Annotated in this window: 16 protein-coding genes and 1 tRNA gene; 5 read left to right on the top strand and 12 right to left on the bottom strand. The window is 52.3% G+C overall.

Annotated features, from left to right (window positions below):
* The first annotated feature begins 32 nt into the window (after positions 1-32).
* From rfbA to ACU8HS_RS25335, 3 genes are read left to right on the top strand one after another with little or no spacing between them, the layout of a single operon-like run.
* The gene (gene rfbA / locus ACU8HS_RS25325) at positions 33-923 is read left to right on the top strand and encodes a glucose-1-phosphate thymidylyltransferase RfbA (protein WP_113414068.1); all 891 of its coding nucleotides are present in this window, start codon (positions 33-35) and stop codon (positions 921-923) included.
* Positions 916-2064 carry a dTDP-4-amino-4,6-dideoxygalactose transaminase gene (gene rffA / locus ACU8HS_RS25330; RefSeq protein WP_113414011.1) on the top strand — a complete coding sequence of 383 codons (1149 nt, stop codon included), beginning with the start codon at positions 916-918 and terminating at the stop codon, positions 2062-2064. Before rfbA ends, rffA begins: the two co-directional genes overlap by 8 nt.
* A gap of 47 nt (positions 2065-2111) precedes the next feature.
* Positions 2112-3866 (top strand): hypothetical protein, encoded by a 1755-nt coding sequence (locus tag ACU8HS_RS25335; RefSeq protein WP_162758048.1) that lies wholly within the window; start codon positions 2112-2114, stop codon positions 3864-3866.
* 25 nt (positions 3867-3891) lie between these two features.
* Here the strand turns inward: ACU8HS_RS25335 and ACU8HS_RS25340 are convergent, their stop codons facing one another.
* The 10 genes from ACU8HS_RS25340 to ACU8HS_RS25385 all read right to left on the bottom strand — a co-directional run bounded on the left by ACU8HS_RS25340 (position 3892) and on the right by ACU8HS_RS25385 (position 14366).
* Entirely contained in the window at positions 3892-5511 is a 1620-nt protein-coding gene (locus tag ACU8HS_RS25340) for a hypothetical protein (protein ID WP_113414013.1), read from the bottom strand.
* Positions 5495-5869 carry an EamA family transporter gene (locus ACU8HS_RS25345; RefSeq protein WP_377312877.1) on the bottom strand — a complete coding sequence of 125 codons (375 nt, stop codon included), beginning with the start codon at positions 5867-5869 and terminating at the stop codon, positions 5495-5497. The genes ACU8HS_RS25340 and ACU8HS_RS25345 overlap by 17 nt, the downstream gene beginning before the upstream one ends.
* Positions 5853-6794, bottom strand: a complete 942-nt coding sequence (locus ACU8HS_RS25350) for a hypothetical protein (protein ID WP_113414014.1) — start codon at positions 6792-6794, stop codon at positions 5853-5855. The genes ACU8HS_RS25345 and ACU8HS_RS25350 overlap by 17 nt, the downstream gene beginning before the upstream one ends.
* Positions 6791-7459, bottom strand: a complete 669-nt coding sequence (locus tag ACU8HS_RS25355; protein WP_447015945.1) for an acetyltransferase — start codon at positions 7457-7459, stop codon at positions 6791-6793. The genes ACU8HS_RS25350 and ACU8HS_RS25355 overlap by 4 nt, the downstream gene beginning before the upstream one ends.
* The gene (locus ACU8HS_RS25360; RefSeq protein ID WP_113414016.1) at positions 7456-8085 is read right to left on the bottom strand and encodes a class I SAM-dependent methyltransferase; all 630 of its coding nucleotides are present in this window, start codon (positions 8083-8085) and stop codon (positions 7456-7458) included. The genes ACU8HS_RS25355 and ACU8HS_RS25360 overlap by 4 nt, the downstream gene beginning before the upstream one ends.
* A gap of 35 nt (positions 8086-8120) precedes the next feature.
* Positions 8121-8822 (bottom strand): WbqC family protein, encoded by a 702-nt coding sequence (locus tag ACU8HS_RS25365; RefSeq protein WP_113414017.1) that lies wholly within the window; start codon positions 8820-8822, stop codon positions 8121-8123.
* Positions 8819-9877, bottom strand: a complete 1059-nt coding sequence (gene rfbB / locus ACU8HS_RS25370) for a dTDP-glucose 4,6-dehydratase (protein WP_113414018.1) — start codon at positions 9875-9877, stop codon at positions 8819-8821. Before rfbB ends, ACU8HS_RS25365 begins: the two co-directional genes overlap by 4 nt.
* Before the next feature lie 147 nt (positions 9878-10024).
* On the bottom strand, positions 10025-11143 hold the full coding sequence (locus ACU8HS_RS25375; RefSeq protein ID WP_447015946.1) for an acyltransferase family protein: 1119 nt from the start codon (positions 11141-11143) through the stop codon (positions 10025-10027).
* 176 nt (positions 11144-11319) lie between these two features.
* A complete protein-coding gene (locus ACU8HS_RS25380; RefSeq protein ID WP_162758049.1) occupies positions 11320-12342 on the bottom strand; it encodes a galactose oxidase in 1023 nt (340 codons plus the stop codon).
* A gap of 128 nt (positions 12343-12470) precedes the next feature.
* Complete coding sequence (locus ACU8HS_RS25385; protein WP_447015947.1) at positions 12471-14366, bottom strand: acyltransferase family protein; 1896 nt, start codon at positions 14364-14366, stop codon at positions 12471-12473.
* A 270-nt stretch (positions 14367-14636) separates the two neighbouring features.
* Between ACU8HS_RS25385 and ACU8HS_RS25390 the strand changes: the two genes are divergently transcribed.
* Positions 14637-15014 carry a tyrosine-type recombinase/integrase gene (locus tag ACU8HS_RS25390; RefSeq protein ID WP_113414022.1) on the top strand — a complete coding sequence of 126 codons (378 nt, stop codon included), beginning with the start codon at positions 14637-14639 and terminating at the stop codon, positions 15012-15014.
* A gap of 177 nt (positions 15015-15191) precedes the next feature.
* Here the strand turns inward: ACU8HS_RS25390 and ACU8HS_RS25395 are convergent.
* Positions 15192-15267 (bottom strand) — tRNA-Val (locus ACU8HS_RS25395).
* A 159-nt stretch (positions 15268-15426) separates the two neighbouring features.
* Between ACU8HS_RS25395 and ACU8HS_RS25400 the strand changes: the two genes are divergently transcribed.
* Positions 15427-16044, top strand: a complete 618-nt coding sequence (locus tag ACU8HS_RS25400) for a class I SAM-dependent methyltransferase (RefSeq protein WP_113414024.1) — start codon at positions 15427-15429, stop codon at positions 16042-16044.
* An 11-nt stretch (positions 16045-16055) separates the two neighbouring features.
* Here the strand turns inward: ACU8HS_RS25400 and ACU8HS_RS25405 are convergent, their stop codons facing one another.
* Positions 16056-17081 (bottom strand): NAD-dependent epimerase/dehydratase family protein, encoded by a 1026-nt coding sequence (locus ACU8HS_RS25405; RefSeq protein WP_113414025.1) that lies wholly within the window; start codon positions 17079-17081, stop codon positions 16056-16058.
* Positions 17082-17373: the final 292 nt, after the last annotated feature.

A 17373-nucleotide genomic window follows, 5' to 3' on the forward strand; every position in this document is an offset into this window, starting at 1 on the left:
AATTATCCGGTGTCCCTGAGGAGCAAAAGTTGTTGAAACGAAAAGGCATAGTCCTCGCAGGAGGCACAGGTAGTCGGCTATTCCCTCTCACACTGAGTGTTTCGAAGCAGCTCTTGCCGATCTTTGATAAACCGCTGATATATTATCCACTTTCTGTCTTGATATTGGCAGGCATCCAGGAAGTCCTTTTTATTACAACGCCAGACTCGGCAGAGTCATTTCGCAGCCTGCTGGGCGATGGCTCCCGCTTTGGAATGTCGTTTGAATATGCTGTGCAGACGGAGCCACGCGGCCTGGCTGATGCCTACAAGATTGGGCGAAATTTCTTGAACGGTTCACCGAGCGTTTTGATCCTTGGTGACAATATTTTCTTTGGGCATGATTTTCAAACCCACCTTGCGAGAGCTTACGCGCGAAAAGGCGCGTCAATATTTGCCAGCTTGGTCAAAGATCCTGAGCGCTTCGGTGTGGTTCAAGTTGACGAGAGGGGCAAGGCTCTTTCCGTCGTCGAGAAACCATCGAAACCATTGTCACGATGGGCAATAACGGGGCTGTATTTCTTGGACGAAAGGGCGCCCGATTTTGCAGAAGAAGTGAAACCTTCGGCTCGCGGAGAGATTGAAATTGTTTCCATCCTTGAGCGCTATTTGGCTGAAGATGAATTGAGTACCGAGATGCTGCATCGCGGTTTTGCATGGCTTGACGCAGGCACTCACGAGAGCCTGCATCAGGCGTCGGATTTCGTTAAAACCCTCCAAGATCGGCAGGGCTTGCTGGTTTGTTCGCCCGAAGAAATAGCGTTCCGGATGAAATTGATCTCGCTGGATCAATTGTCCCGACTCGCCAACGACCTCAAACAGTCGTCATACGGGCAAGCTCTGCAGGCAATTGTGCAGCAGGAAGCGGGATCATATCATGGCTGAAATTCCTTTTAATCGGTCCCCACTTCTTGGCAGAGAAAAAGCATATGTCGAAGACGCGATCGGACGACGTCGCCTGAGCGGTGACGGTTTTTACACCAAGTTGGTTTCTGAACATCTCAAGCAACGATTGGGTGCAGCGGAGGTTTACCTCACGCATTCCTGCACAGCCGCACTTGAGATGGCGGCGCTGCTTATTGACCTAGGCCCAGGTGACGAGGTCATTATGCCATCATTCACGTTCACTTCTACAGCGAATGCGATCGCACTGAGAGGTGCCAAGCCAGTTTTTGCGGACGTTTCAATAGGATCGATGAATATCGATTTAGATGAAATTGAAGCACTGGTAACCCCCGCCACAAAGGCAATTCTCGTCGTCCACTACGCCGGTCGTGTCCCTGATATGGATCGAGTGAACGAATTCGCGCGCAAGCGCGGACTTGTCGTTATTGAAGACGCGGCGCAATCCTATGGCTCCCATTATAAAGGGTCTCCTGCAGGAACGCATTCCGCGCTATCGACGATAAGTTTTCACGACACGAAGAACGTCACTGCGGGCGAGGGCGGAGCACTGGTGATCAACGATCCTCGATTTATCGAGCGAGCGGCGGTGCTGCGCGAAAAGGGCACAAATCGACAACAGTTCATTCAGGGACAGACCGACAAATATACGTGGATTGACTTAGGCTCATCTTATCTTCCATCGGAGTTGATTGCGGCATTTCTGCTCGGCCAACTTGAGTGTTCAGACCAAATCACGGATGCCCGCAGGGATCATTGGAAAAGGTACCGGGAAGGATTCGAAAGGTTGATGAACCGATTCCGCCTGGGGCTACCGGATCAAGAAACAGCTGACCAGCCGGTAAACGGCCACATATTTCATATTCTGCTGCGGGATGCCCGCCATCGACCAGTATTCCTTGAGGAGATGAAGGCGCGGGGCGTTAACTGCACGTTTCACTATGTTCCCTTGCACTCGGCACCGGCCGGCATCCGCTTCGGGGTTGCGCCTCGTGGATGCCCAGTTACAGAAGATGCGGCTGCCCGTCTCGTCCGTCTTCCGCTCTTTTATGAGCTGACGCCCCAAGATATTGACTATATCCTATCTCAAGCAACTTCGGTACTCGGAAGTCTCGAAAATTGAATCGCGCGCTTTCTATCAGAGCAAGTTTTTTGCGATTAAGAGGCCTTGTGAAGCGCTCATTTGAACAAGAAACATTGCCGCTCGCTGTTGCTTGGTCAATGTTTGCAGCACTCCTCTTCTTTATTTTAGTTCGACTTGATGCCGGCGTTGATATAACTGACACAGCGTTCTATCTTATCAGCGTAGCACGCCACGCACAGATTATAGCGCAAGTGACACTGTTTGGTGCGTTGTGGGACGGGATATCACCTTTCTCGTCAATCTACTGGAATCGAATTCTCGCTCTGGCCCTGATTGTGGTCTCGAGTTCGTATCTCGCGTGGGCCGCAACCAAGTATGTGACATCATCCCAGCCTGCACATCGGTTCCTATTTGTCAGTCCACTCTGTGCTGCAACAGCACTCGCGTTCTACAATTTTTGGCTACCGGACCCCTCTTATGACTTAATGAACCTGATCCTCGTGAGCACGGTTTTAGGTTCCTTTTTTCAACTCATCGACCTCTTCGGCAAGGCAAAAACGCCAAGTGCTCGCAGTGTATTGCTGCCAATGGTGATTTTGGGTGCAGCCGGGCTGAGCCTTGCATTGGTGAAGGTAACGACAGCCGCGTTGATTGCGCCATTGGTCATTATTTGCCTTCTCTGGACTGCGCGTCGTGTAACCGAAGCAAAGGTGTGGATTGCCTCAATCGCAGGCGCGCTTTTGGGAATGGCTCTTACGGTACTGCTGCTAATATCAGTCGGCCTTTACCCCGCGAAAGCGATCGATGTTCTCATCGAGGGATATTACGTCGCCCAGATGATCACAGACCCTCATTTTAATATCCTGGGATCTTTGAGAATACACGCCGGGAACATCCGAAGTGTCATCGAAGGGAATCCGTACCTTCTTGTATCCTTTATCCTGCTTGGGGTTCTTTCGACCGTTGTGGCGCCATGGCGGACAACGATGTTTACTGTCCTACCGTGGATAAGGGGTGCTCAAGCTGCGACGTTGATCGTTGTTATTGTCATCCTGTCTTTTGATAGAGCGTCGCCGCAAGTCCGACTGTCAATGCTCGGGTTGCTGGCGCAGATGATGGTGATTTGCTCCATTGCAGCGAGTGACGTCAAAGCTGACATCCGTAGGCGTGCTCTGTCTGTCGTCGCGGTCGCGGCCTATGGGCAGATGGCTTACTGCTTCGGGACGAATTCTCCTTGGTCCAATCTGCTTTCCTTGGCTACCCTTCTGGCGTTAATCCCCGCAGCGGTGTTTTATGGAACACTAGCGCGATCGAAGGTTATCTATGCACTCGCATTGGTTGGCGGGTCGGCGCTCATTACTGCGACCTCGATAGAGCGAAGTCCGTACCGATTGAACTCGACATTTTCCGCGCTGACAGAGTCTGTTGAAATCGGCCCAAATAGCGAGCCATTCAAGGTTAGTCCCGCTTTGGCGCGGTTCTATCGCAATCTCCAGGATGTCAGGGGCAAATATTTCGGCCATGGCGATGTCCCTGTTCTTCTTGACATGACCGGCAGGGCGCCGATGGCTGCCTATCAACTCGGTGCACGGATTCCTGGAACGGCGTGGACACTAGCGGGATATAGCGGGAGTTCTGATTTTTTTCGGTACTTCGTGTCAAGGCTCTCTGATGCTGATCGAAGGGCTGCGTGGCTACTTGTGCCGGATGGGACGCACCCAGGTATTCCTTTGAGCCTCCTGCCTCAGTTGGGCATCGATTTTCCGGGACATTACGTGCCGGTGACTGAAATTCCGATCCCCTTCATTGATGGGCACGCGATCCTGTATCGTCCTGGTTGAAAATTTGCACGTCAGTATATCTTTCCTAGGGTGTCGGGATCACGCATTGGACCTTCCGAAGTGGAGAGTCGGCAATCTTACCAATATCTTGGACATCCAGGTTACCGACAAAGTGCTCTTTGCAGTAGCTGCCCAAGGTGCGTAGATCTTGCGAAGATGCCATCATGAACAATCCTTGGGAGGACCGTAATTGCTGTTCGAACGAACGCCCTCCCGCTACCTCTTCAGCCGCAACCGAAAAAGGTGCAGGCGTGAAGACACCAAATCCATAGATCTTCAGATCAAGACCGTTGGTCAAATCGCGTGTTGGCCCATAAACCTTTTGAAACGGAAATTGATCGCCCCAAACATAAAGGGGTGCGCCGTTCAATAGATTGAGATCAAACAGCGCGTCCTTTTGGATCAACGTGGAGCGAGATGCCGCGGCGGATATGTGAGCGGCATTGGCGAGCAGACAATAAATAACAATACTGGAGACCAGATATTGCCGAAATGCTGATGGCCTCGATAATAAAGGGGCCACCGTGAGAAGAACAAGAAGCGGATAATAGACCCTCATGATTGCGGGCCTGCCGAGAAGCGCCAGCAGAATGATAGTGGCAATGCAAATTGCCCAGGATGCAATCATTCGCCAACTCAGCCGACATAGTACAAGCAGAAGCAAAGCCGCGGCAAGGGGATAAAGAAGATAGGGATGCTTGAACGCATTGATTGCCAGCATCACGTTTTGCGCGGCGCCACCCGTAAACACGACAAGGCCTAGCTTCCTTAACATTTCGGTAAGTATGATAGGATTTGCCAGAGTGGGAACCGCGTACAGACCCCAGCCCGTGATGAGGGTGGCATCGTTGCTGGAAAATCCATAAGCCTTGTAGATATCGGGCCGATCGCGCAACATTAAGCCAGCGCCGAAGTCGGTATATGGTGCACGCGCGAAATTGACCTCGTTGAACGTCTGCCACTGGGGCGTTTGGTAGCTCATATAGTCCATGACCGATGAGACTAGGACGGCTAAACCGACGACAATAGCTGCAATCCACGTCGCCCGGTTTCCAAAGATTTCACCTTTAAGAATGAAGGGGAGAGCAACCAAAAGGACGAGGAATGCTTCCTGACTTCGGATAATGTAGGAGAGGTAAGCCAACAGACAGCTGGCCGCTAGCAGGTATAGTCGTTTCCTTTGACAGAATAAGTGAAGAACACATATCGAGGCGACCATCGTTAAACCGGCAGTAAGCGTGAATTGCGGAACTGACCATGGCCGAAAGAGAAGCAGGCCAACGACCGAAACGCACAGAATGTGCATGCAGCCGGACTTTCGCAGGGTATAGTAAATGATCGTGCCGCTTATAGTAATTGAGGCGAAAGCACCAATTGAATAACCAACATAACCGAATATTGCTGTCAGCAGTCGAACTGCCTGACCCCAGATGTAATTTGAAAAGATAAGCTGCGATGACGGCTCGGCGGCCAGGCCTCGGCCATTCGCGATCATCGCCATCGCTGCGTCGTCGTTCGTTTCCCATGCCGGGGGCAAGAAAACACACGTCCCTATGCCGAGTATCAAATTGACGGCAAATGCGATGGGAAAATTGTAACGACTCCCGATCGTCTGGCGGTCTTGCTTCTTACCCTCGAGCAGCAAGTATCGTCCCCAATACGATTAGGCCCAGGCCCGCGCTTTTTTGTGCGGAGATAGGTTCGGCCAGAAGCCAGTAGCTCAATACTCCGACCACAACGAAGTTCAAGCTCATGAATGGGTAGGCATGGTTCAGAGGGAACTTGGTCATCGCTGCCATCCATGCGAGCGATGCCAAAAAGCCTGCCGCAAAACCTGTAAAAATTGCAGGATCAAAAAGAAGCAGAACAAGAAACTTCAGCTTACTGAGTGGGTCAGAGGGAAGAGCGCCAAACTGGCTTATCCTCCATTTCAACATCATTTGACCGTAAACTGTAAAACAAATCGTCGCTGCAATGTATCCATAGTCAAGCAACCGAAGCATTATGGCCCTCGAGTACAGCAAGACCGAAGCCGCTTTTGCCAAATCCATTTCCGTTATAGAGCATGTAAACTGCACCTCTGTGTGTGAAGACGAAGGGATATTCAATCATTTCACTATCCCAACCGCTCTCAGACGGGTGAATGGAAAGCGAATCAAGTGCCAACATCCAGGTAGCGCCGTCATCAGTACTCTGCGCATGGCCTATCCGATACGTCGAGCCGTCTCCTGCTCTGTATGAAAACCACATATGATCGATACCATCGTTCAATCGTATGACCGTTGGGCGAGAAAACGCTTGGGCGGTGCCGAGAATATAGGGGACAGCTAGGCCGGTCTTCCGCCAGCTTCCTCCGTCTGGAGATATGGCCCCCTTGATCACATGGACCATTTCACCGTTTCCGCCATCCCAAGTGTCTGTCGATCCATACCACATTTGGTATTCGGCATTGTGTTTGCGAACCCACGGATAGGACAAGCTAATACGGTCCTCGGAATCGCTCACAAGATAGGGATGTTCGTCTATAATCTCCAGATTGACCTCTGGGGTCACCCTGAGGCGTCCGATGTCTCCGCGCCAGTGATCACCTGGCTTATTTTGCCACCCCATGAAGAGAATGAAGCGATCGCCATCCGTTGAGTATTCATTGCCAATACTGATCCCAGCCTCGTAAAAGCTGCCTTCCGGGCCATGCACAACAAATGGCTCAATGTGATCGCAAATCACGACCCCTGTGGGAAGCTCGATGTCTACCGCGCCGACCGAGGATCGATTTTCACGATCCCTGCCGCTATAGAAGATTCGGAAAACATCGTTTTCCAAATGGACTGCGAGTGGATTGGCTTGGTGGGTAATTAGCTTGGGATGCCTCTCTCCACTTGCTACAAATAGCCTTCCACGTTTTCTCCAGACCCAGTTCGCCGTCATATATTTCTCAATCGATTGCTTGGAACGCGGGATCGTTCGGTCTCTGGAGTGCTGTAGACACTGTATTCTGCGGCATCGGAAAGAAGTACGGTCCCAGCCCCCAGCACGCAAAAGTTGCCGAGGGTGATATGATCTCGCAATGTCGAGTTTACGCCAATGAAGCAGCTTTCTCCTATGGTTACGCCGCCGGAAACAACAACATGAGATGAAATGAAGGTGTGGTCACTGATCGTCGAATGATGACCGATGTGATTTCCACTCCAGAGTGTCACATTATCGCCGATTTTTACGAAGGGCTGAATCGTATTGTCTTCCAGGATAAAGCAATTCCTTCCGAGGGCGGCGCCATTCAGGGTTGTGGCCTTGGAGCTAACGTAACTACAGAGCTCATAGCCAGCGGCAATTGCAGCCTCAAATTTCTGCTTGCGGATCTGGTTGAGCTTTGCGTAACTGAGGGCCACGAACATTGAATATTCGGTCGGAGGATACCGGTTGGTCACCTCCTCAAAACTGACGACCGGGAGGCCACAAAAGCTATCCTCGTTCAGAAAGGCCTTGTCGACCGTGAAGGCAACGACCTCATATGCGCTATCAGTGCTGAAGTAATAGTGTGCAAGTTGTGCAATGTCGCCAGCACCAAATATCACAATTTTTTTCATCTTCATTTCCGTACGATCATCGTGAATTCGTAGAGTCCATAGTCGTGCAGGAGTGCCACATGTCGCGAGTAGCGGCTTTTACAAATATGGAACAGATGAAGGGGGTCCGCGTAAAATAAGTCTCTACGCATTTTATCTGCGTCGGAGTAAGACGTCAGGCAATTAAACGCAAACCCGCGTGTACTGACCTCGTTCATCACGTCGAGCGTCTCAAGTAGATACTCTTCCCACTCCTCCTGAGATCTCTCAAGTTTAACGTTGAAGATCCCTGAGGCGACACTGTAATCGACAAGGGTGTCGGGGCGGCTTGCAATCTCAAACCGAGCGTTTGGATTGTGAACGAAACGCTGCCGAGCAGCGTCGACCATTGCCGACGAAACGTCCAGCCCGATATACCGGATCGAATGCCCAAGGTCCGAGATATAATCGAGGAGGGCGCCGTAGCCGCAACCGATATCGCACAGGGTGTATGGCTTCGCAGCCGCAACAAGCTTCAGCAACTGATCAAAGCGAAGAATTTGACTGTCCGTGTCTCTCCAGTCTACACCCGCAGCGGTCTGCCCATGTTGCGCAAGCCGATTTGAGTAGTAAACTGCAACCTCGCCCAGAAGCTCGTTTGTTCCATCAGTCATTCTATCACCTTGGATCCAGCAAATTTGTAGAAGTCCTATCGTCCAATGTTTAGATGCTGCATATAAAGTTTGCTGTCGTGGCCGCAATTAAACAGCAAGTCCAAAATGGAGACGCTGTGCTCAAAATCACCCCAGAGTTGAGGGTAGATCGGGTATCCGCGATAATCAAACCATTCTACGGCAACACCAGCGTCCGCGAAAAGAGATTGGTCGAGATAATCCTGTGCTGCAGGGCCGGATACGTATGTGGTCGCGCCGGTCGCAAGACAAACGCCCAAAAGGCGCTCGCTTTTCCCTTCAAGAAGGTCAAATTCAGAAGCCTGCCGAATATAGGTTGTAATTCCTAGATAGCTGCAGACCGCTTTCAGCAGGTCTGCGTTCAAATCGGAAAGGAATGTTTGCTTTCCGTGCAGGAGAATGGGTTCGATTAGTGTGGCGACGTCATGATAATAGGGAGCCTTGCCATAGTTGTAGGCCAGGCTTTTCCAATGAGCTTCACGCCAACCGTCGCCATCGATCTCAGTCTCTTTGATGGTTTGAAGGTAGCGACCCTTGACCTTTACGGGTACGGTCAACCATTGCAGTCCCTGTGGCGTCTTGAATTTATTGCGATTGCGCCAGTCACGCCGCGTATATTGTACTTCGTCGTAGAGGATAAACTCGTCTACCGAAGCAATCATGTCAAAGTATCCCTTCCAAGGAAGGTAGTTTGACTGAACAATCGCAACTTTCTTCATACGCCGGCCCCCATACGCTGCAAGCGGTAGCTTCCATCGAGAATTGCTCGCCACCAATGCGCATTGTCTAGGTACCATTGAACGGTTTTGCGAAGGCCGGTCTCGAAATTCTCCCGAGGTTCCCAGCCTATCTCGCTCTTGATCTTGTTGATATCCATCGCATAGCGATAATCGTGTCCAGGCCGATCCACGACATGAACTATCTGGCTTTTGTAACTCTTGCCATCAGGCAATGGCCGAAGCTCATCCAATATTGAGCAAATTTCGCAGACAACGTCGATATTTCGACGTTCTGCCAAGCCGCCGATATTATATGTTTCCCCAACCGTCCCCTTTTCCGCGACAAGGGCCAAGGCACGAGCATGATCTTCGACGAAGAGCCAATCCCTAATCTGGTGCCCGTTGCCATAAACTGGAAGATCGGCTCCACTGAGAGCGCTCACAATCATGTGCGGAATAAGCTTCTCTGGAAAATGATAGGGTCCGTAATTGTTGGAGCAATTGGTAATAAGGGTGGGAAGCCCGTATGTCCGATGCCAAGCGACAACCAAGTGATCACTTGCGGCCTTACTCGCCGAATAAGGTGAATTTGGACGATAGCGATGGATTTCAGTGAAGGCGGGGTCACCTTCGTGAAGTTCACCGAAAACTTCATCAGTACTCACATGATGAAATCGAAATGTCGTCTTTCTTGCAAGCGGAAGCTGATCATAATATGCCCGCGCCGATTTCAGCAGGCTATATGTGCCGACAATATTCGTCTGGACGAAGACGTCAGGTGCGTCGATTGATCGATCGACGTGGCTTTCCGCAGCCAAGTGCATGATAATATCAGGCCTAAAGTCGAAAATGAGCGTCCTAATGTGGCTGGTGTCGCAGATGTCTAGGCGGTGAAAGCTGTACTCCGCCAATCCATTAACCGAATCGAGTGACCTCTCATTCCCAGAATAGGTCAGGCAGTCAACGTTGCAGACCGTCCATTGCCTTTCTAAGACCATATGCCTAACGACAGCGGAGCCTATAAATCCCGCTCCGCCAGTCACCAAAACTCTCATACTATACCGACGATAACGTCTTCCCTAGCTTGTCTCTCTGTGGATGGAACGCATAGCAGTCGATCCTCTTTGTCGCAAGGCGGAGCCATTGCGATAACCAAGTCGTCGGGAATATTATTGTTCAGTCTACGTGGGCGAGATCGAAACTCAATTCTGCGATGGAGCTAGTTGGATCCTGACACGATTGTAGCTGTAGACCGCTTGCCGGCCGAAAAACCGTGATATCTGGATGGCGAGTCTATTTACGGGAATCATGGGCAACGCAACGAGAACTGAGATCACGCAGATCCCGACATCAATGGCGAATTTCGATTGCGCCGTCCCGCCGAAGTTGTGAACCAGCGGCTCTCCAATTAATACCAAAATGGGTCCATGAACGAGATAAAGAGGAAACGATATTATGCCAAGAAGTTTGGAGAATTGGCATGACAGGAAGCTATTCACTGGCTTAATCCCTATGCACCCAAGCGTCAACGCGACCGTGGCTAACATATTCCAAGCATCATAGGCAGGCGGCAAATAGGCGGGGGCGGATATGCCGATTGCAAGCATTCCTGCGAATAACCAAGGCGAGATATCTTTAGCATATCCCCTGTGAATGAGGCCTGCGATCATGGCGCCAAAAAGGAGCAACGAGTAAAATTTAAAAACCTGGGTCACCGAAAACATAAGTATGAAAGAGACAGCAGAAATGATCGCGAGATAGTATGCCGATCGGCAGCTGAGCAAAAGAACAGCGAAAAGAAGGAAAGAGCCAATTAGCTCGACGCTCATCGTCCACATCGGGCCAGCGTAAGTTAGACCTGGATTGTAGTTAAAGAAGACATCGAAAAACGAAAAGCGCAGGACGTTTTCTATCGTGGATTGAAAACTCAAAGCGTTTGAAAACGGCGCTATTCTTTCTTTGGATAAGCTGTGTAGCCCAGCGATCATTGCAAGGTGCACAGCAACTGCAACCACGAAAATAGGGATCGCTAGCCGAAAGTAACGAGAGCCTGCGGCTGCAATCAGTTTCTCAACATTCCGTTCTCTGAAATAACCGTACGACAGCGAAATTCCCGACACCACAAAAAATACAAGCACGGCGTATAAACCGCTGAACGGCAGAAGCCGACGCAAATAAGCACCACTCTCAGCCGTTACTGGCAAGCCCTCGCAGAAGACATGAAAAAACAGGACAAATATAGCTCCCCATCCGCGCATTCCGTCCAATACATGTAAGCGTTCCTCCTGGCGGGCGAAGCTATCGACATGGGCCGAATTCATGCATTTACTTTCGTTCGTTTGCTTATCAATTCTTCGACCGCTATTGCTTGGTCGTGGTGCTGCTGTGGCGTATCCGACCAATAGCGATTCCTTCCAGTTAGTGGGAAAGATTGCGCCATCAAACTTGGGGGCGAAATACCTAGTGCCTGCCCGATACGATCCGATTCATGAAGCCTTCAATGCTCGTCTTTCGGCGAGGGGACGTTGAGCTCCCATACCTCGTTGGTGATTGGGTCAGCGTGACCGCCGGCAACGAAAATCTTGTCGTTGAAAACGTATGTCGATTGCTCGTGTCTCCCTCGCCAACTACCGGCCAAAGCTAGGCGTGTCCATTTGATGCCATCACCCGAGTACCAGATGTCGTCAAGATTCAACGTCTTCTTACTCCACCCTCCTACAATCCACATGAGGTCCCGATATACGACCCCGGAGAACCAAATCCTTCCATGCCATGGGGCGTCAGAAACTTTAGTCCAATTGACACCGTCAACCGAGCTCCACACATCATTCAAGGCAATGAAGTCTGGGGCATAAGACCCTCCGCCAATTACCCAAAGTTTACCCTTGTAAGCGAGCGCCGTGTGGAACGCTCTCGGTTGCCAAGCCGCGTGCTCTGTAACTTTCGTCCAGTTAATACCGTCGCTGGAACGCCAAACGTCGTTTCTGAGAATAGGCTTACCATTGACCACCTCCTCGCCGCCAAAAATCCATAGTTCACCATTCCATTCGACGATTGGAGTGGCTGTTCTAGGGCTCCATGCTGCAGCGTCTTGAACCTTCGTCCATTGGATCCCGTCATCGGAATTCCAAATTGCGTTACTGGTGGGATGCTCTGGGTCTGAAAGTCTATTGCCACCGAGTACCCACATCTTGTCCTTGAACACAATTGTCATCGGCAAGTCGGTGTAGTCGAAGGGAAGCTTAGGCTGAACGAGGCTCCACTTCACGCCATCGGTCGAGTTCCAAACATCTCGAAGTAGTTCGACGGGGCCAGTTTTCCATCCGCCCAAAATCCAGAGTTTACCTTTGTAAACAAACTCACCGGCAGAGTCCCGCGGCTGCCATTCGGCAAACCCTATTCGTTTTAGATTTGCTCCTGGGGAGACACGCAAAAGTCCTAGAGACCACAGGAGACAAAGACAGAGAAAACCCAGGATAAAAAGACGTAACAGTAGAGGGCGCTTGATGTTTAAATGCATGACTGAAGCCTCTATGGCTGACGAGGGGCTGATTGGCCCCGACTTGGCCCGCGAGAAAGGAGTTGTCAATTGGCGTCCAAACTTTGCGCGCCGGAACGCAAAGGAATAACGCACCCGGTCAACTATTCTTAGTATCCTAGGTTAGCAAGTAACCTGTCACCGACAAACTTCCCTGCGTCGGTGGTTAGGTGGCCGTAGTCCCATGAAAGCAGGTCAGATGGGTCGCCCGACCATGTTGTAGCGCAAGCGTCATTTCGGCAGAGTAAGTTGGTGAGGGACAGATACTCTAGGTGACGCGTCTTGGCTAGCGTGCTCAGTGCAGCCTCTGCCGACGCAACATCGCTGGATGGCATACCCTCGATTGCAATCGGTATTCCGCCTGATCGGCTCGAAAGCCACTTCTTGAACACTAAGTCCGGAAGCTTTTCCGAATAATTCGGGAACGGTCCGACAAGCGCCACTCTTATCCCTGCGTGTTCCAGTGCGTCAATCGTAGCATTTAGGCCGATCGCGAAAGAGTTGTCCGCGCCGAAAGTGTCGGAATAGTGTGACCAGTGAGCGTAGAGAACGACGATGTCTGGTTTACTGTCAAGGATGGATTTCAGTGCGCGAGATACGAAGAGACCGCATGTTGAGGCCGCGCCGACGATCGGAGGGCAGGCGTCTGCAGCATAGTCTCCCACTTGCGCTCTTCCTTGCGCCGCAATTGCAAGGCCGGGGTATAAACGGCCGGCGTGCGAGTCACCCCAAACAGCTATTCTCGGGAGACCTTGCACATGCTTTGGAGCGCAGTTACTCGTATAATCCTGGCTTTCGTCATAAAGCCAGCATGTGCCAATTCGGGCGTCTGACCGGAAATCGTAGCGAGAGTATACGAGTATATCTCTCATTTTCTCGGGATAGAAGAGGGATCGCATGTCGACCTGACTGTTGGCTGCGCCGAAGCATCCGATACCAATAAGAGCCACCAGGAATGCAGACGCAACTTTGGTCGCGGGGACACGATGCAAAGGTCTTTCAATTCCAAGGTAGGTGACGGCAGCAAGTGCAGTTGCAAGCGCCACAAAGAGGCACGTGACAAGGGCGCTTGGCTGGCCGTCGATCTTGCGGGCAAAAACCAGAATGGGCCAGTGCCAAAGATAGAGTGGATAGCTGATAAGACCGATCGCGACGAATGGCTTGGTTGAGGTCGATAAACGAGAAAGCGGGCTATTTTCGCCACAGCTTATCATAAGGGCGGCGCCGAAAACCACCATGCCATTGTGCAAAGGTTCGATAGTGGCCTCCTGAGCTAGTACGAGGGCGGCAACTACTAGCGTTAACCCTAAGCCAAGCGCGACTGTTCGAATGCGGGCAGAAAGGGCGATTGGCGGGCCGGCCGCAAGTATTGCCCCCGCCGCCAGTTCCCATGTGCGACTTAAGGGCGAATAAAACGCCGCGATCGGATCGTGCGTCGACAGGTAGATATTGTGAGCCAGAGACAGCGCGGTAATAGCTGCCAGAACAATGCGCAGCGGTATCTTGGTGCGAGCTGCCATCCACAGCACAACTGGCCACGCAAGATAGAATTGCTCCTCGACGCCCAGCGACCATAGGTGTAGCAGTGGCTTGCTCAAAGAGTTTGTGTCAAAATAGCCGGACTCTCCCCACAGCAGTAGGTTGGGTATGAATAAAGCCGATCCAAGAGTGTGCCACCCCAGTTGCTGAGACTCGGTCGGCATCAATAGTGCAAGGCCTGCAATTAGCGAAGCGATCAGCATGAGAATGAGTGCAGGATAAATCCGTCGAATGCGACGTTGGTAGAACGCCAACAACGCAAAACGCGTCTCTCCGATATCCCGTAAAATAATGCCGGTAATCAGATAGCCGGAAATAACGAAGAAGACATCGACGCCTAGGAACCCCCCCGGTAAGAGTTTTGGAAAGGCGTGGAAGACAACCACCGCGCTAACAGCAATTGCCCTAAGGCCATCGATGTCCGGTCTGTAATTGTCTTTTTTTGTAATCTTGGGTTGATCAAACATGGCGGCATTTGCGTAGCCTGAGATTGACGGTGTGTCGAGATTGTCGTTGCAAATCGCAATCTGAATTCCAACCGTTCTTCCACAAATAAAGTCGTCGATATGGAAATCGGCTTTACCACGCCTCGGGCAGCGATTCGGGCGAATTGAATGGCATGGTGCTCAAGCTGAAGGTGCTGGAGCTGAGTTCTGACGAATTCCTTTCGGGGATGATCGTGCGATGCAGACAAGACAAGCCGCACTGGGGCGCGTGCAAGATCCGCGAGCTCCTGGATGGAAATCATGATCAACGTTGGCGCCCGTCGTTCCGACGCCTGCAGCCTCGGCCCACGCAATGAAACGATAATTGAGGGCCAACGCTGGCTTCGTTTCACCGCATATAAGAACCGCGATCGCTTCACTGTGACGATCGAAGCGTTGATGACCAAGGAACTTGAGGCCGCACTAGCAGCCACGAAAACAGGGCATGATGCGTATCTGGTCACATCGTTCGGCAAGCCGTTCGTGATCGACCGGCTCGGGAACAAGATGCGCGAATGGTGCGATAAGGCGGGTTTGCCGAAATGCTCAGCGCACGGCCTCCGAAAGACCGCGTCCGTTGCCTTCGCGGAAAGCGGTGCCTCAGCTGATGGCGGTGTTCGGCTGGACTAACATGAAAACGGCGCAAATCTACGTGGAAAAAGCCAACAGACGGAAGCTGATCGCCGGCGCCTATCGAGGCTTAAAGCGGATCGAGGAGAAGCAAAGTGTCTCACTTTCGCAGCCTCAAAATTCAAATGAGACAAACGAGGAAAAAAGCGATGCGTAATCAAAGGGGGAATTCGGGAATGGTGGGCGATGAGAGACTCGAACTCCCGACATCCTCGGTGTAAACGAGGCGCTCTACCAACTGAGCTAATCGCCCGCGATGCTCTGTGTCATCGTTCGGTGCAGCGTCTCTAGCGATATTGAGAAAGAACCGCAAGCCTCTTTTTGAATTTCTGAGCAATTTGCCTGTGCATGCCGCTCTTCCCCGCGAGGGGCATTGTCTGTAGAGGTGCGTCTGTCAGAATATGGAGCGAAAATGACGACGCGAGAGCAGCGAGCAGCCCTTCGGCAAAGCACGCCACGGGCCTTTTTGGACGACGTCCACACGGAACATGCCAGGTTGCTGCCTGATCGCGGCAGGCTGCTCGACAATCTGCCGAAGGGTGGGGTCGTTGCTGAACTCGGCGTGGCAGAAGGGGCTTTCAGCGAGGAGATTCTGGCACGCAACCAGCCCCGGCAGCTCTATCTCGTCGATCCGTGGAATATGGACCGCTATTCCGAAGGCCTCGGCATCATCAACGGCAAGTTCGCCTCCGAGATCGCCGACGGCCGTGTGGTGATTCGTCAGGGTACGTCGCTCGACATGCTGTCCCGGTTCGACGATGCCACTTTCGATTGGCTCTATATCGATACCGATCATTCCTTCGCGCTGACCTGGGAGGAACTTCTGCTTGCGGACCGGAAGGTGAAGCAGGATGGCCGGATCGCCGGCCATGATTTCTGTACCGGAAACACGGTCAAACCCGTCGTCTACGGGGTTGTCGAGGCGGTCAACAAATTCTGTGTCGAATATGGCTGGCGCTTCGAGTTTTTGACGCTCGAACCGGATGCTCACTTTTCCTATTGCCTCAAGCGTATTGACGCATCGCAATAGCCGTCAGCGGGTCAGATATCGACCACGCCGAGCTCCTGCCTGGCTTCCAGATACCAATCGACGAAGGCCCTGGCGCCCGCTTCCAAAGGCGTGCTCGGCTGGTAGCCCGTCAGGGCCTGGAGAAGATCGGGGCTTGCGAAGGTGCGCGGCACGTCGCCCTTTTGCATCGGCAGCATGACGCGTTTTGCCTTGTGCCCCATCGCATTCTCCACCTTCTCGATGAAGTCCATCAGGCTGACCGGCTGGCCGCCGCCGATATTGACGATGCGGAAGGGGGCCTGATGCGAGAGGGTTTCGATTTCAGCATCGGCGACGCGGTTGGCTTCCGAGGGAACGACGCCTGACAATCTGACCACGGCTTCCACGAGATCGTCGATATAGGTGAAATCGCGGCTCATGTTGCCCTTGCCGTATATCTCGATCGGCTTGTCCTCGATCATGTTCTTGACGAATTTGAAGAGCGCCATATCGGGCCGGCCCCACGGGCCGTAAACGGTGAAGAAGCGGAAGGCCGTGGTCGGGACCTTGTAGAGATGCGAGTAGCTGTGCGCCATCAGCTCCATCGACTTCTTGGTAGCAGCATAAAAGCTTAGCGGCTCGTCGGCGCGGTCGGTTTCGCGGAAGGGAACATGCGTGTTGGCGCCGTAGATCGAGGAGGTCGAGGCCAGCATGAGGTGGCGCAGTTCGATGCGGCTTGCCAGCTCCAGGATATTCCAGGACCCTTCGATATTCGAACGCAGATAGGCCTGCGGATGTTCGATGCTGTAACGCACACCGGCTTGCGCTGCCAGATGAATGAGAACGTCCGGCTTGGCAGCTGAAATGGCGGCTTCCAGCGCTGCCTTGTCCTCGAGCATGGCGATGACCGGGCGGAAGGCAGGATATTGCGTCAGCGCCGCATGACGCATCTCCTTCAGCCGGACATTGTAATAGGGTGTCAGTCCGTCGAAGCCTGTTACCTCATGCCCATCCTGCAGCAGCCGGCGGGCCAGATGAAAGCCGATGAAGCCTGCCGTTCCCGTAATGAAGTAGCGCATTTCTACCTTTTTCTCGGGTCTCCTGCCGGTGGCAAAGTAACCGAATCCCTGTTTGATCGCTTCCCTTACCGGATAGATGCTCCCGAGATCAACAATCACCTGGATCTTCGGGGCTCTTAAGCGGTTGGAGGCCAGCGAAACCGTGCCTAAGCATGGGGCCGGCAGCAGTTCGAAAGCACTCGACTGATGCCGGCCACGTCGTCAGGCGGCCTTTCTCACGACAGGACAAGACCTGATCGGGGGAGGGGGCGCCGGCAGCCATATGCGCCCGCTTGCGTCGACATCGAAATCC

The organism is Rhizobium sp. KDH_Rht_773_N (assembly GCF_052946295.1).

Coding starts and splice junctions, on each gene's coding strand:
- ACU8HS_RS25360 (WP_113414016.1), bottom strand. CDS start 8,085: ATGACTGATGGAACAAACGAGCTTCTGGGCGAGGTTGCAGTTTACTAC.
- rfbB (WP_113414018.1), bottom strand. CDS start 9,877: ATGAGAGTTTTGGTGACTGGCGGAGCGGGATTTATAGGCTCCGCTGTC.
- ACU8HS_RS25380 (WP_162758049.1), bottom strand. CDS start 12,342: ATGCATTTAAACATCAAGCGCCCTCTACTGTTACGTCTTTTTATCCTG.
- ACU8HS_RS25355 (WP_447015945.1), bottom strand. CDS start 7,459: ATGAAGATGAAAAAAATTGTGATATTTGGTGCTGGCGACATTGCACAA.
- ACU8HS_RS25345 (WP_377312877.1), bottom strand. CDS start 5,869: ATGCTTCGGTTGCTTGACTATGGATACATTGCAGCGACGATTTGTTTT.
- ACU8HS_RS25405 (WP_113414025.1), bottom strand. CDS start 17,081: ATGCGCTACTTCATTACGGGAACGGCAGGCTTCATCGGCTTTCATCTG.
- ACU8HS_RS25390 (WP_113414022.1), top strand. CDS start 14,637: ATGGAAATCATGATCAACGTTGGCGCCCGTCGTTCCGACGCCTGCAGC.
- ACU8HS_RS25385 (WP_447015947.1), bottom strand. CDS start 14,366: ATGTTTGATCAACCCAAGATTACAAAAAAAGACAATTACAGACCGGAC.
- rffA (WP_113414011.1), top strand. CDS start 916: ATGGCTGAAATTCCTTTTAATCGGTCCCCACTTCTTGGCAGAGAAAAA.
- ACU8HS_RS25400 (WP_113414024.1), top strand. CDS start 15,427: ATGACGACGCGAGAGCAGCGAGCAGCCCTTCGGCAAAGCACGCCACGG.
- ACU8HS_RS25350 (WP_113414014.1), bottom strand. CDS start 6,794: ATGACGGCGAACTGGGTCTGGAGAAAACGTGGAAGGCTATTTGTAGCA.
- ACU8HS_RS25375 (WP_447015946.1), bottom strand. CDS start 11,143: ATGAATTCGGCCCATGTCGATAGCTTCGCCCGCCAGGAGGAACGCTTA.
- ACU8HS_RS25365 (WP_113414017.1), bottom strand. CDS start 8,822: ATGAAGAAAGTTGCGATTGTTCAGTCAAACTACCTTCCTTGGAAGGGA.